This window comes from Streptococcus pseudopneumoniae (genome assembly GCF_001074975.1).
In the GTDB taxonomy this organism is placed as follows: domain Bacteria; phylum Bacillota; class Bacilli; order Lactobacillales; family Streptococcaceae; genus Streptococcus; species Streptococcus pseudopneumoniae_D.
On sequence record NZ_JUUO01000029.1, the window covers coordinates 16,276 to 30,626 of the forward strand.

The window sequence follows — 14,351 nt, forward strand, 5'->3', positions numbered from 1 at the left end:
ACCTTTGTCAATGTATAACTGACAAAGATGGAGAATTTCTATGACTTGGAAGATTATTGCTGACTCTGGTTGTGATTATCGTCAACTGCCAACACCAGCTATTGACACAACCTTTGTAAGTGTTCCCTTAACCATTCAAGTAGCTGATCAAATCTTTATTGATGATGCCAGTCTTGATATTGATCAAATGATGGAAACCATGTATGCAACTGCAGAAGCTTCAAAATCAGCTTGTCCAAGCCCAGATGATTATTTGCAAGCATTTGAAGGAGCAAAAAATATTTTCCTAGTAACTATCACAGGTACTCTTTCTGGCAGCCACAATAGTGCTCAACTAGCCAAGAATATTTATCTGGAAGAACATCCTGATACTAAAATTCATGTAATTGATAGTTTGTCTGCTGGTGGAGAAGTTGACTTGCTCGTAGAAAAATTAAATGATTTGATTGACCAAGGCTTATCTTTTGAAGAAGTGGTTGAAGCTATCACCGCCTACCAAGAAAAAACCAAGTTGCTCTTTGTCCTAGCCAAAGTAGATAACTTGGTGAAGAACGGCCGTTTGAGCAAGCTTATCGGTACAGTCGTTGGCCTTCTCAATATCCGTATGGTTGGAGAAGCTAGTGAAACTGGAACCCTCGAATTGCTACAAAAAGCACGAGGACCAAAGAAATCGATTCAGGCAGCCTATGAAGAGTTAGTGAAAGCAGGATATGCTGGTGGTCGTATTGTCATGGCTCAACGAAATAACGAGAAATGTTGCCAACAGCTTTCAGAGCGAATCCGTGAAACCTTCCCACAAGCGGATATCAAAATTCTCCCAACCTCTGGTCTTTGCAGTTTTTATGCAGAAGATGGTGGTTTGCTGATGGGATATGAAATTAATTAATTGCATTCTTGACAAGAGGTGACTTCATCTCTTGTTTTTTTGTGGTACAATAGAGCTATGAAACATTTTGATACTATTGTTATCGGTGGAGGACCTGCCGGTATGATGGCTACGATTTCCAGTAGCTTTTATGGACAGAAAACCCTCCTCATCGAAAAAAATCGGAAACTTGGAAAAAAACTAGCTGGGACTGGTGGGGGACGCTGCAATGTAACTAACAACGGAACTCTAGACGACCTATTAGCTGGAATTCCTGGAAATGGTCGCTTTCTATACAGTGTTTTTTCCCAGTTTGATAACCATGATATCATCAACTTTTTTACAGAAAATGGTGTTAAACTTAAGGTCGAAGACCACGGCCGCGTCTTTCCTGATAGCGACAAATCTCGTACCATTATCGAGGCCTTAGAGAAGAAAATTACTGAGTTAGGTGGCCAAGTTGCTACTCAAACAGAGATTGTTTCGGTTAAAAAAGTAGATGACCAGTTTGTTCTTAAATCAGCTAACCAAACCTTCACTTGTGATAAATTGGTTGTCACAACTGGCGGAAAATCCTATCCTTCGACTGGTTCGACTGGTTTTGGCCATGAGATTGCTCGCCACTTCAAACATACCATTACCGAACTCGAGGCCGCTGAAAGTCCTTTGTTGACAGATTTTCCACACAAAGCCTTGCAGGGGATTTCGCTGGACGATGTAACCCTAAGTTATGGCAAGCATGTCATCACTCACGATTTACTCTTTACACACTTTGGTCTATCCGGTCCTGCTACCCTACGTATGTCCAGCTTTGTCAAGGGTGGCGAAGTTCTCTCACTGGATGTCTTACCTCAACTTTCTGAGAAGGACTTGGTTGTATTTTTACAAGAAAATCGGGAAAAATCTCTAAAAAATGCTTTAAAAACCTTGTTACCAGAACGTTTAGCAGAATTCTTTATTCAAGGATATCCTGAAAAAGTCAAACAGCTAACTGAAAAGGAACGTGAGCAACTTATCCAGTCTATCAAATCTCTCAAAATCCCTGTAACTGGCAAGATGTCGCTAGCAAAATCTTTTGTAACTAAAGGTGGTGTCAGTCTCAAGGAAATTAATCCCAAAACGCTGGAAAGCAAATTAGTTCCTGGCCTTCACTTTGCAGGTGAAGTACTTGATATCAACGCCCACACGGGTGGCTTTAACATCACTTCTGCCCTCTGCACTGGCTGGGTAGCAGGCTCAAATCAAATATATAAATAATTGAATGACTAAAATACCAAATAAGAAAGGAAGTCCTTTGGAACATATTATTTTACTAAGAGGTGTTACTCCTAATGAAAAAAATGCTATCCCGAAAATGTCTTATTTGGTAGATATTTTAACAGAAGCTGGTTTTCAACAAGTTCGAACTTATATTCAAAGCGGAAATATCATTCTTGAAAGTGATTTGTCCCTAGAAGAAATACGAGAACAGATTCACACTCTAATAAAGGATAAAATTGGTGCTGACTTAAAAATGGTAATCAAGAGCAAAAGTGATTTTACGAAAATTGTCCAAGAAAACCCATTTAGAGAACACTATCTTTATGACCGAATACATGTGATTCTTTTTCAAAATGATATCCAAAGTCTCCCCTTAGAAAAATTAAAAATTGATTACGGTGAAGAAGAAATTTGTATCGGTAACCATTGCCTTTACCTCTATCTCCCTAGAACTGCAAAACAAAAGAAACTTAATACCAACTATCTTGAAAAACTTTTTAATGTAGATTTGACCATGCGAAAACTGAATGTAGTAGAAAAATTATTAAGTAAGTAGTATTTGAATTTAGTAAAAATCGGAAGATTACTCCTCCGATTTTATTTTGTCTTAGTTTGGACATAGTAAGCAATGACATCTGATGTGTACTGGGCAGTACCAGTTCCAAATTTATCAATATTTTCCTTAAACTCTGGATTATAGACATAGCCTTTGCCGATATGGCCGAATACCTCAACAGAACAATCAAATCCATAAGTACGGATGGATTGCAAGAGCTTGGCTGCCTGCTCTTGGTTTTCAGTTGCTGTTGCAGGTAAACCAGCTTGAAGATTTTGTGCCAAGGTTCGAAAAACTTGGTTGAAGGCAGCCGTAGCTTCGTCTTCGTGACCTTTTTGGCGCTCTAGTGCTTGGTCCATCACTTCTTGTCCATATTTCTCTACCGCCTCTTGGTGGTATTTTTGATGGTCTTGGTAGTTAAATCCTGCGAATTTTTCTTGGATACTCATTTCTCTTTCTCCTTTTTGTTCTTGAATGGTTTTTTGCAAGGTGGAAATCAAGCTATCCAGATGTTGCCTTTCTCGAGTCAAATAGTCCAACTGTCTGGTCAAGTGAGGCAACAAATCTGATCTATCTTCCTTTAGTAGCTCTGCTATTTTATCTAAAGAAAAACCTAGATATTTGTAGTAAAGAATGACCTGAAGGCGTTCCAAATCCTCTTTACTGTAGATTCGATAGCCGTTTTCCGACTTTATGGGAACCAGAAGACCTATCTTATCGTAGTGGTGCAGGGTCTTGACAGAGACACCTGAAAGCTGCGCAGCTTCTTTGATATGGTACATGATTTCCTCCTTGCGTTGATAGTATAACCCCTCCCCTTAGGTCAGAGTCAAGCGTTTTTGTGAAATTTTTTAAACTTTTTAAAGAAGGTGTGAAAGCTTGAAAATGGTTTTCTTGCCAGACCTTAGAAAACATGATAGGATAGTCAAGTCTATCAATCAAAAGAAACGCTCAGTTTGAGTACTTATGAGGCTATTTGCCAAGGGCAGTGGCTTTTTCTTTTGTAACACTAATTTTAGGAGTTTAACTATGTCTGAAAAATCGCAATGGGGTTCTAAACTGGGCTTTATCCTAGCATCTGCTGGTTCAGCCATCGGACTTGGTGCCGTTTGGAAATTCCCCTACATGACTGCTGCTAATGGCGGAGGAGGATTTTTACTGGTCTTTCTCATATCCACTATTTTGATCGGTTTCCCACTTCTCCTTGCTGAATTCGCCCTCGGCCGAAGCGCTGGTGTCTCTGGGATTAAAACCTTTGGAAAACTCGGCAAAAATAGCAAGTATAACTTGATCGGTTGGATTGGTGCCTTTGCCCTCTTTATCCTCTTATCTTTCTACAGTGTTATTGGAGGATGGATTTTAGTCTATTTAGGCATTGAGTTTGGGAAATTGTTCCAACTTAGCGGAACTGGTGATTATGCTCAGTTATTTACTTCCATCATTTCAAATCCAGCCACTGCGCTTGGAGCTCAAGCAGCCTTTATCTTATTGAATATCTTTATTGTATCACGTGGGGTTCAAAAAGGGATTGAAAGAGCATCTAAGGTTATGATGCCCCTGCTCTTTATCATCTTTGTTGTCATCATCGGGCGCTCTCTCAGTTTGCCAAATGCCTTGGAAGGCGTTCTTTACTTCCTCAAACCAGACTTTTCAAAACTGACCAGTGCTGGTCTCCTCTATGCTCTGGGACAATCTTTCTTTGCCCTCTCACTATGGGTTACAGCCATGCTGACCTATGCTTCTTACTTGGATAAGAAAACCAATCTGGTCCAGTCAGGGATTTCCATTGTAGCCATGAACATCTCAGTATCCATCATGGCAGGTCTAGCCATTTTCCCAGCTATGTCAGCCTTCAATATCCAGTCTGAAGGGGGGCCGAGCTTACTCTTTATCGTCTTGCCTCAACTCTTTGACAAGATGCCTTTTGGAACCATTTTCTACATCCTCTTCCTCTTGCTCTTCCTCTTTGCGACGGTCACTTCTTCTGTCGTGATGCTGGAAATCAATGTGGGCAATATCACCAATCAGGATAACAGTAAGCGTGCCAAGTGGAGTGTGATTTTGGGAATCTTGACCTTTGTCTTTGGAATTCCTTCAGCCCTATCTTATGGTGTTATGGCGGATGTTCACATCTTTGGGAAGACCTTCTTTGACGCTATGGATTTCTTGGTTTCCAATCTCCTCATGCCATTTGGAGCTCTCTGCCTTTCACTCTTTACAGGCTACATCTTCAAAAAGGCTCTTGCCATTGAGGAACTGCATCTTGATGAAACAGCATGGAAACAGGGACTTTTCCAAGTCTGGCTCTTCCTTCTTCGCTTTATCATTCCAATCATCATCATTGTGGTCTTTATCGCACAATTTATGTAATCAAAAAGGACTTGAGTAGTGAACTCAGGCCCTTTCTTTTTTTATGGATGACTAACAATCAATTCCAAATCTTGCCCTTCTAGGGTCCAAGCTTCAACATCACTTGGTAGGATAAAGTGGCTACCTTTTTGGATTGGGTAGTTTTTTCCGTCAACAGTCAATTGACCTTGACCAGCCAAAACACTTAACAAGCTGTAGTCAGCTGTCTTTTCGAAGTCAACTTTTCCAGTGATTTCCCACTTGTAAACTGCGAAGAAATCATTGGATACAAGGAGAGTGGAACGTAAATCATCAGCTTTGACAGTCACAGGACGGCTGTTTGCTGGTTCACCAATGTTTAAAACATCAATAGATTTTTCAAGGTGAAGTTCACGCAAGTTGCCCTTGTCATCCTTGCGGTCAAAGTCATAGACGCGATAGGTGGTATCGCTAGATTGCTGGGTTTCAAGAATCAAGATACCAGCACCGATAGCGTGCATGGTTCCACTTGGTACATAAAAGAAATCTCCAGCTTTAACTGGTACTTTTGTCAATAAACTATCCCAGTTCTTGTCCTCGATTTGCTGACGGAGTTCTTCTTTTGACTTGGCATTATGACCGTAGATAATCTCTGAACCTTCGTCCGCTGTGATGATATACCAGCATTCTGTTTTTCCAAGTTCGCCTTCATGCTCGAGTCCATAAACATCGTCTGGGTGAACTTGGACGCTGAGCCAGTCGTTGGCATCGAGGATTTTGGTCAAAAGTGGAAATACAGGTTCTGGACGATTGCCAAACAATTCACGGTGTTCCGCATACAAAGTAGCTAGGTCTGTTCCCTCAAAACGACTATTAGCCACCTTTGAAACGCCATTTGGATGAGCCGAGATAGCCCAGTATTCTCCGATTTTTTCACTTGGGATGTCGTAGCCAAACTCATCACGTAGCTTGGTTCCACCCCAAATTTTTTCTTGCATAACTGATTGTAAAAATAATGGTTCTGACATGTCAATCTCCTGTCTGATTTTTCTCCCCTCATTATAGCAAAAAAAGAGTTCCAGTTGAACTCTTTTTCATATCTTATAAAGTAGAGAGAAGATTTTATAAAAATAGTAACGATATACTTTTTTCTTTAATAGAGACGAACATAAAAGACTCTCGTAAAACTAGCTGTCACTGGACTTTTTCCCCCAACTCTCATTCAAAAATTACTTTAATGAAGCATCTATTTTCATAAACGAACAAAACTGTAACCAGTCTTCTTTTTAAATCAAAGCTGTAATAGCCGTCACAAGGCCAAAAATAATACCTGGTGCATTCGCTGCTGCAAGAGGAATATCTCTTTCTTTTTTGAAAAGACCGTAGTAGACCCACAGACTGCAGTTGATCGCTGCAACCAAGGGCTGGATGAAATTTCCTTTTTGACCAGCCAGATTGTTCATAATTTGTGGGAAGTAAGACACATACATCATAACAGACATGAAGGTCGCTACCCAACCCAAAACTTTCATTTGTTTTTCGGACATTTTCAAATCCTCTTTCATTTTTACTGAATCTTATTTTATAATATCCCTTCAAAACAATCAAGTCTTTAAAACTTTTGTTATAAAGATGTAAACTATCACAATCTTATGATAAGAAAAAGACCGAATTGCCCCGATCTGTTCAGTCAATCAAATATTAGAAAATGAATACTCCTTTTCAATGAATCAATTGATTGATGGTAAATAAGCCGTTAGAAATTATTGACAGTATCGAAATTTTCTAGTATAATCACCTTTGTTACTGCCTATATGGTGTGTAGTTTTCTATCAACATAGTCAGGAAAAAGGAACTTATGTTAAAAAAATTTAATGAATTGACACTGAAAAAAAAGGCTTATCTAATTGGCGGTTTGAGCTTATTAGTCATTGTGACCTGCTTTGGTCTGCTCAATCGTCAAACAGTAGCTGTCAGTCTTGTCTTTACAAAACTATCTGCTCCCTTGATTTTGGTGATTTTTACTTGTCTAGTAATCGGGTTCATTGCTGGTAGTGCTATTGGTATTAGCTATCACCATGGCAAGACCCAAGAGCTGAAAGGCCGCATTGCTGAAGCAGAAGCGACTATCCATAAAAAAGACAAGGAGCTTGTCCACCAGTACAAAGAACAGGTGCAACAATTAAAACAACAAGCCAAACAATAAGTGTAGAAATCATAACCACCCGTGAAAACGGGTGGTTTTTTGTCTCGCACCTAACGGAGCGAGACGGACTGAAAGTCGCATAAATACAAAAAAGACCGGATTGCTCCGATCTTTCAATAGTTCATATTCTCACATTCTATTTTAAGAATAGTTAAGGTCATCTTCAAATGACTAAGCCCCTTATTTCATACGATAAAAATCAAGCACTAGGCCCGCAGGTCCTTTAACTAATAAGGACTCTGTTCCCCAATCAGTTACAGCTGGGCCATTTAAAATCTGGATACCAAGATCTTTCAACCGTTGGTAGTTCTGCTCTACATCCTCAACCTCAATGTGAAGAATGATTCCTGACTGAAAATCGTCCAAAGGAATCAAATGATTTTGAGACAACATAAGACAGTGACTACCAATCGTAAACTGAGCAAAACTGTCGTCAACATAATCAGCTTTTTTATCCAAAATACGCTCCAAGTCGGCACAGACTTGGGGAACATCTGAAACAATAATATCTAATTGATTTAAATTCATTTACTATCCTCCAGAAAAAGACCGAATTGCTCCGATCTTTTCAAGTTCCTCTCTATGAAAATCAAAGAATAAACAAGACATCGAACCGCAGGCAGTACTGTCGTACGGCAAGGTAAAGATAACACAGTTTACATTTGATTTTCGACGTGAGAAATTATTTAATTGCGCGTGATTGCAAACCTTCTTCTTCCAAGAAGAGACGGAATGGTACGAGTTCTTCTGCTTCGTATTTTTCCTTGAAGGCTTTGATTGCTTCTTCTGAGTGAAGTTTTGGATCCAATTCAAGTACTTCTACTGGAAGTGGACGGTGTGGAGTGATGTGAGCATCGATAACAACAGTTTTACCTTCTTTGTTCAATTTAACAGCTTCTGCAACAACTGCATCGATATCTTCGATACGGTTTACAGTGAACCCTACAGCACCTTGCGCTTCAGCGATTTTCGCATAGTCAGCATTAGTGAAGTCACAACCAAACAAGTGTTTGTTTGTGTCTTCGTATTTGTCCTTGATGAAGGCATATTTACCATTTGAGAAGACAACATTGATAACTGGAAGGTCGTATTGAACGTTTGTGATAACGTCTGGGTAGCACATGTTGAATGCACCGTCACCCATGATGTTCCATACTTGGCGATCTGGATTGTCTTTCTTAGCAGCAATACCACCAGGAAGGGCAATACCCATTGTCGCAAAGAGTGGAGATGTACGCCACATGTTCTTAGGTGTCATGTGAAGGTGACGAGTAGATGTTTGAGTAGTGTCACCTACGTCGATTGAGTAGATAGCATCTTGATCAGCATGTTTGTTGATTGCATTGTAAACTTGATACAATTGCAATTCACCCTCAGTTTTACCTTCGAGTTTGTTCATGTAATCACGCCAGTTTTGGTTGTTCTTAACGTTTGCACGCCACCATGGAGTAGATTCAACTGGGTTCACTTTGTCAAGGATAGCTTTAGCTGCTTGACCTGCATCACCAAGGATTGAAGCGTCAAGGGCGTGACGTTTACCAAGTTTGTAAGGGTCGATATCGACTTGGATGAATTTTTCAGTGTTTTTGAATGCTTCGTATACTTCAGCAAATGGGAAGTTTGATCCAAGGAAAAGAACTGTGTCTGCTTCAAAGACCACTTCGTTGGCTGGTTTCCAACCAACACGGTAAGCAGAACCTGTCAAACCTTCATAGTTCCATTCAAAAGCTTCAAAGTTTTTACCAGTTGTGATGATTGGTGCTTTGATTTTACGTGACAATTCAGTAATCACTTCACCAGCTTTAACACCACCGTAACCAGCATAGATTACTGGACGTTCAGCATTATTCAAGATTTCAACAGCTTTGTCGATTTCAACTTCGTTCAAAGCAGGAGCGATGAATGAACGTTCGTATGAACCTGAACCGTAGTATGAGTTTTCGTCGATTTCTTGGAAACCGAAGTTTACTGGGATTTCAACAACAGCTGGACCTTTTTTAGAAACTGCAGCACGGCAAGCTTCGTCGATTACTTTTGGCAATTGCTCTGCGTAAGCTACACGTTTGTTGTATACAGCGATACCGTTGTACATTGGATTTTGGTTCAATTCTTGGAAGGCATCCAAGTTCAATTCATTAACTGGACGTGATCCAAGGATAGCAAGGAATGGAGTGTCATCCATAGCTGCATCGTAAACACCGTTAATCAAGTGAGTTGCACCAGGTCCACCCGAACCAACTGCAACCCCGATTGAACCGCCGAATTTAGCTTGCATAACCGCTGCAAGAGCACCTGTTTCTTCATGGCGAACTTGCAAGAAGCGGATATCTTTATCTTCAGCCAAAGCGTCCATCAATGAGCTGAGTGTTCCTGATGGGATACCGTAGATAGTGTCTACGCCCCATGTTTTCAATACGTTGAGCATTGCTGCAGATGCAGTAATTTTCCCTTGAGTCATAATGATAACTCTCCTTCAAATATTTTTAAATCTACTAAAAAAGGTTTCATATAGTTTCTGAAAACGTTTCAGTAAATTTTTACTCTACTAATTTACCACATTTAATTCTACTTTACTAAGAATCTGCTCAGAAGTTTTTATTCTCTATTACAGTACAGTTCGGAAACGTTTTTAATGTCTGTTTTATAATAAAAAGTGAGCAAGCCCGCTTTTAGTCTATCTTACTAAAGTTTAGTAAGAGTGAACTGGTCAGAACAGATACAGAACTAAAGGCCATGGCTAGACCTGCCAGTTCTGGATTGAGGCTCAGTCCAACACCTGAAAAGACTCCTGCTGCTATCGGAATTCCGACGACATTGTAAATAAAGGCCCAGAAAAGATTGAGCAAAATGCGATTAAAGGTTTTCTTACTCATGTCAAAGGCACGAACCACTCCTAAGAGGTTATTAGTTGTCAACACCAAATCTGCTGACTCGATGGCGATATCTGTTCCAGCTCCCATAGCAATTCCCACATCCGCTACGCTGAGGGCAGGAGCATCATTGATACCATCCCCAACAAAGGCTACTTTGCCAGCCGCTTGTAGTTTATGGATTTCGTTGGCTTTTTCTTCTGGCAAGACACCTGCAATGACCTCTTCGATTCCGATCTGATCGGCAATAGCACGCGCCACACCTGCATTGTCTCCTGTCAGCATGACTGTTTTAAGGCCTCGTTTTTTCAACTGACTGATGGCTAGCTTAGCATTTTCCTTAGGGATATCTTGCAGAGCAAGCAAGCCTTTGATTTCATTGTCCACAGCCAAGAACACAACTGTCTTAGCTTCTTTTTCCAGTTCTTCTAGTTTTTCTTGATAAATGCTAGAAATATCCATGCCATCCAGCATTTTAGCATTTCCAAGTAAGACTTGTTTTCCAGCTATTTGCCCTGAAACACCTTTTCCGTGCAAGGCTTGGAAATTTTCAACAGTTTGTAACTCAAGTCCAACTTCACTCGCTCGTTTCACAACGGCTTCAGCCAGTGGGTGTTGAGAAGCTTCTTCCAAGGAGGCTGCCAATCCAAGCACTTCTACTTCGTCGCCGATGATATCTGTTACCACAGGCTTCCCTTCCGTCAAAGTCCCAGTCTTATCAAAGACAAGAGTTTGGACTTTCTGGATTTCCTGTAGAACCATTCCATTTTTGAGGAGAACTCCCATCTTGGCACTGCGTCCTGTCCCTACCATAAGGGCTGTCGGTGTTGCGAGTCCCAAGGCACAAGGGCAGGCGATAATCAAAACCGCCACTCCGTAGAGAAGAGAGGACACAAAGCTAGCTCCAAGCACGACTACACTATCTCTCAACAAGACAAACCAAACCCAAAAGGTCACAATCCCTAAAATGACAACTGCTGGAACAAAAATCCCTGAAACTTTATCCGTCAAGTCCTGAATCGGAGCACGACTTGTCTGAGCTTTCTTCACAAAATCCACAATCTGAGCCAAAACAGTCTCTGAACCAACTTTTTCTGCTCTAAAAACAAGCGTTCCACTATTATTGATGGTTGAGCCAATCACAGTATCTCCAACTGTCTTATCCACAGGCAGACTCTCACCTGTCACCATAGACTCATCAATACTGGAGACACCTTCTACTACGATACCATCAACCGCAATCTTTTCACCGGGACGCACTCGAATCAGGTCACCTACCTTGACTTGCTCCAAGGGGACTTGGACATAGTTATCCTCACGCAAGACTTCTGCAGTTTTAGCCTGCAAGTCAAGTAATTTCTCCACAGCTTGGGAAGTATTTTTCCGCATTTTCTCCTCAAAAACTGCCCCCATAAGAACGAAGAAGAAGATAAATGCAGCACTTTCAAAGTAAACGGGGAGACCAGCGAAGAGGGCAACTAAGCTATAGAAATAGGCCACTAGGGTTCCCAGAGCAACCAAGGTATCCATGTTGGCATTGTGCTTTTTAAAACTAGCCCAAGCACTTTGGATATAAGGACCACCTGCTACTAGCATAATCGGTGTTGTGGCTAAAAAGGTTCCCCAACGCATAACTTGGTGACTAATTCCTCCTGTCGACATCCCAATCATGAGAATCACAAGAGGCACAGTAAAGATACTAGTAATCCAAAAACGCTGTAAAAGTGATAGAGATTTTCGAGTCTTCTCAACTACGGTATAACTCCCCTTTTGCATCTTCATGCCACAAGAAAATTCATGTTGACCTAATTCTTGAGGTGTAAATCGAATGACTTTCTCCTCATCTACGCCGATTGGTTCCAAGATGCCTTCTTCTTCAAATAGAATTTCCTTATAACAGTTTGAAGGTGTCACACGGTGAAAGGTGATCTCAGCAGGAACTCCTTTTTGCAGTTGAATGTGGGCTGGATGGTAGCCTTTGTCTGCCGTGATACGGATTTTTTGAACACCATTTTCAAGACTTGCTTTTACAATTTCAGTCATATCATTCTCCTATTCTACAATCATCTTGCCGTGCATCATATTCATGCCACAAGCAAAGCCAAATTCTCCAGCCTGCTCAGGTGTGATTTCCACTACATACTCTTCCCCCATAGGCAGGTCCGCATGTACACCAAAATCTGGAAAAACAATTTGGTCCAGACAGGGTGAAGGATCCTTGCGGTCAAAGACAATGCGGGCTGGCACTGATTTCTTGAGGATAATCAACTCAGGCGTATAGCCCCCCATGACCTCCACTCGAATCTCTTGATAGCCCTTTTTTTGCTGGGCCTTTTGTCCAGATTTTTCAGGCTTTTTGAAAAACCAAAACAAGATAAACGCGATAAGGGCAATACAAATAATGGTTACAATGCTATTTAACATGACGTCTCCTTTACATACAATTACATTTTACTTCTGTTACAGCGCTTGATTTCTTCTCAGAAATCACAGCTTCCAAGTCTTCCAAGTCAGCCTGAGTAAAATCACATTCAGCAATCAAATCAGCCAACAAGTTCTTAATCCTACGAGAACAAACCTTGTCCTTGATATCTTGGACAAGTAAATCCCGACTTTGGTCCAAAGTTAAAAGGGCTGAATAGACAAAGAACTTGCCTTCTTTTTTCCTTGTCAGACACTCTTTCTCAACCAAACGAGCCAAAAGAGTTTGAATGGTTGACTTGGACCAGTCGAACCGCTCCGCCAGAACCCTGATCAAATCCGTACTGGTCTGCTCTCCTTGCATCCAAATAATCTTCATGACCTGCCATTCTGCATCTGAAATCTGCATAATCACACCTCCTAAATCTACATTTGTCGATTACAATTATTAGTATACTCCTAAAATCTACGTTTGTCAATTAAAAAAATCGAATCTTTCTCTTTTTTTAATCTTCATTACAAAGGTGATTAAAACACAAGCAAAAACCTCCACACTCAGTGGAGGCAAACTGTTTTATCAATACAATTTTAAGTCACGAGGATCAACTGGGAAGGTTGGGTTGTATGGGTTGTGACGAAGTTTAAAGTGTTTGACATCTTCAATTGTCTGAGTTCCAGACAACTGCATAACTGTCTTCAATTCCGCATTCAAGTGTTCAAAGACTTGACGCACACCGACACTACCACCGAGAGCCAAACCATAGATGACAGGGCGGCCAATTGCTACCAAGTCTGCTCCTGATGCCAAGGCTTTAAAGACGTGTTGACCACGACGAACACCAGAGTCAAAGACGATTGGTACACGTTTGTCAACTGCTTCTGCTACTTCTTGAAGTGAGTCAAAGGCAGCTGGTCCACCGTCGATTTGACGACCACCGTGGTTGGTTACCCAGATACCAGAAGCTCCTGCAGCAAGCGAACGTTCAACGTCCTCACGGCATTGTGGTCCTTTAACGTAAACTGGTAATCCTGAGTATTCAGCAATGAATTCTACATCACGTGGAGATAGGCGTTGTTTCGCTGATTTGTAAACAAAGTCCATTGATTTTCCAGCACCTTCTGGCAGGTATTCTTCAACAATCGGCATGCCAACTGGGAAGACAAAACCATTACGCTTGTCCACCTCGCGATTACCCCCTACAGTAGCGTCTGCCGTCAAGACAATCGCTTTATAACCTTCAGCCTTCACACGATCCATGATGTGGCGGTTGATACCGTCATCTTTACTAAAGTAAAATTGGAACCAATGAGGTGTCCCTTGAAGGGCTTCCGAAATTTCTGGAAGGTCTACAGTAGAGTAAGAGCTAGTTGTATAGAGGGAACCGAACTCATGCACACCACGCGCAGTCGCCACTTCACCCTGTTCATTTGCCAATTTATGAGCCGCAACAGGCGCCATAATGATTGGTGAAGACAGTTTTTCACCAGCAAATTCAATCTCTGTACTTGGATTTTCAACATTACAAAGAGTATGAGGAACGATGAGTTTGTGGTTAAAGGCGCGAATATTCTCTCTTAAAGTAAAAGTATCTTCCGCTCCACTAGCGATATAGCCAAATGCTGCTTTAGGAATAACTTGTTGCGCCATTGGCTCCAAATCATAGGTATTGATGAAATCTACATGACCTTCTGCATTGCTTGTTTTGTATGACATAAAATGTCCTCCTTAATAAGTAAGCGTTTACTTTTGTATGTTACAAAAATATCTTAACTCTTTTTTCAAAACTTTTCAAATATTTTGTTTGGAAATTTCAGAAAAATTATGGCTATGATAAAAAATCTTTA

The 14,351-nt window shown here is 40.9% G+C and carries 14 protein-coding genes; 5 read left to right on the top strand and 9 right to left on the bottom strand.

Going from position 1 to position 14,351, the window contains the following annotated elements; all coding sequences use genetic code 11:
* Positions 1-40 precede the first annotated feature (40 nt).
* Genes ADI86_RS01480 through ADI86_RS01490 form a run of 3 tightly spaced genes read left to right on the top strand, consistent with a single transcriptional unit; the run spans position 41 to position 2,681 of the window.
* Positions 41-886, top strand: a complete 846-nt coding sequence (locus ADI86_RS01480) for a DegV family protein (RefSeq protein ID WP_049531477.1) — start codon at positions 41-43, stop codon at positions 884-886.
* A gap of 57 nt (positions 887-943) precedes the next feature.
* Positions 944-2,122 (top strand): NAD(P)/FAD-dependent oxidoreductase, encoded by a 1,179-nt coding sequence (locus tag ADI86_RS01485; protein WP_049531499.1) that lies wholly within the window; start codon positions 944-946, stop codon positions 2,120-2,122.
* Between the two features lie 37 nt (positions 2,123-2,159).
* Positions 2,160-2,681, top strand: coding sequence for a DUF1697 domain-containing protein (locus tag ADI86_RS01490; RefSeq protein WP_049531478.1), 522 nt, complete (start codon positions 2,160-2,162; stop codon positions 2,679-2,681).
* Positions 2,682-2,722: 41 nt separating this feature from the next.
* On the opposite strand, the gene ADI86_RS01495 is transcribed toward ADI86_RS01490, so the two are convergent.
* On the bottom strand, positions 2,723-3,463 hold the full coding sequence (locus tag ADI86_RS01495) for a MerR family transcriptional regulator (protein ID WP_049531479.1): 741 nt from the start codon (positions 3,461-3,463) through the stop codon (positions 2,723-2,725).
* 247 nt (positions 3,464-3,710) lie between these two features.
* On the opposite strand from ADI86_RS01495, the gene ADI86_RS01500 reads away from it, so the two are divergent.
* Positions 3,711-5,051, top strand: coding sequence for a sodium-dependent transporter (locus ADI86_RS01500; RefSeq protein WP_049531480.1), 1,341 nt, complete (start codon positions 3,711-3,713; stop codon positions 5,049-5,051).
* A gap of 41 nt (positions 5,052-5,092) precedes the next feature.
* Here ADI86_RS01500 and manA read toward each other — a convergent pair whose 3' ends face one another.
* Together manA and ADI86_RS01510 are read right to left on the bottom strand one after the other, a co-directional pair.
* Positions 5,093-6,037 (bottom strand): mannose-6-phosphate isomerase, class I, encoded by a 945-nt coding sequence (manA, locus tag ADI86_RS01505; RefSeq protein WP_049531481.1) that lies wholly within the window; start codon positions 6,035-6,037, stop codon positions 5,093-5,095.
* Between the two features lie 258 nt (positions 6,038-6,295).
* On the bottom strand, positions 6,296-6,556 hold the full coding sequence (locus tag ADI86_RS01510; RefSeq protein ID WP_001291475.1) for a SemiSWEET family transporter: 261 nt from the start codon (positions 6,554-6,556) through the stop codon (positions 6,296-6,298).
* A gap of 311 nt (positions 6,557-6,867) precedes the next feature.
* On the opposite strand from ADI86_RS01510, the gene ADI86_RS01515 reads away from it, so the two are divergent.
* Positions 6,868-7,215, top strand: a complete 348-nt coding sequence (locus ADI86_RS01515; RefSeq protein ID WP_049531482.1) for a lipopolysaccharide assembly protein LapA domain-containing protein — start codon at positions 6,868-6,870, stop codon at positions 7,213-7,215.
* A gap of 180 nt (positions 7,216-7,395) precedes the next feature.
* On the opposite strand, the gene ADI86_RS01520 is transcribed toward ADI86_RS01515, so the two are convergent.
* The 6 genes from ADI86_RS01520 to lctO form a co-directional block, all read right to left on the bottom strand.
* A complete protein-coding gene (locus ADI86_RS01520; RefSeq protein WP_049531483.1) occupies positions 7,396-7,743 on the bottom strand; it encodes a VOC family protein in 348 nt (115 codons plus the stop codon).
* 154 nt (positions 7,744-7,897) lie between these two features.
* Positions 7,898-9,673 carry a pyruvate oxidase gene (gene spxB / locus ADI86_RS01525; RefSeq protein ID WP_049531484.1) on the bottom strand — a complete coding sequence of 592 codons (1,776 nt, stop codon included), beginning with the start codon at positions 9,671-9,673 and terminating at the stop codon, positions 7,898-7,900.
* A 211-nt stretch (positions 9,674-9,884) separates the two neighbouring features.
* Positions 9,885-12,128: a heavy metal translocating P-type ATPase gene (locus ADI86_RS01530; RefSeq protein ID WP_049531485.1), complete on the bottom strand. Its 2,244-nt coding sequence runs from the start codon at positions 12,126-12,128 to the stop codon at positions 9,885-9,887.
* Between the two features lie 9 nt (positions 12,129-12,137).
* Positions 12,138-12,509, bottom strand: coding sequence for a cupredoxin domain-containing protein (locus ADI86_RS01535; protein ID WP_049511580.1), 372 nt, complete (start codon positions 12,507-12,509; stop codon positions 12,138-12,140).
* Positions 12,510-12,519: 10 nt separating this feature from the next.
* On the bottom strand, positions 12,520-12,915 hold the full coding sequence (locus ADI86_RS01540; protein WP_001167197.1) for a CopY/TcrY family copper transport repressor: 396 nt from the start codon (positions 12,913-12,915) through the stop codon (positions 12,520-12,522).
* Between the two features lie 168 nt (positions 12,916-13,083).
* Positions 13,084-14,220: an L-lactate oxidase gene (lctO, locus tag ADI86_RS01545; protein ID WP_049531486.1), complete on the bottom strand. Its 1,137-nt coding sequence runs from the start codon at positions 14,218-14,220 to the stop codon at positions 13,084-13,086.
* Positions 14,221-14,351: the final 131 nt, after the last annotated feature.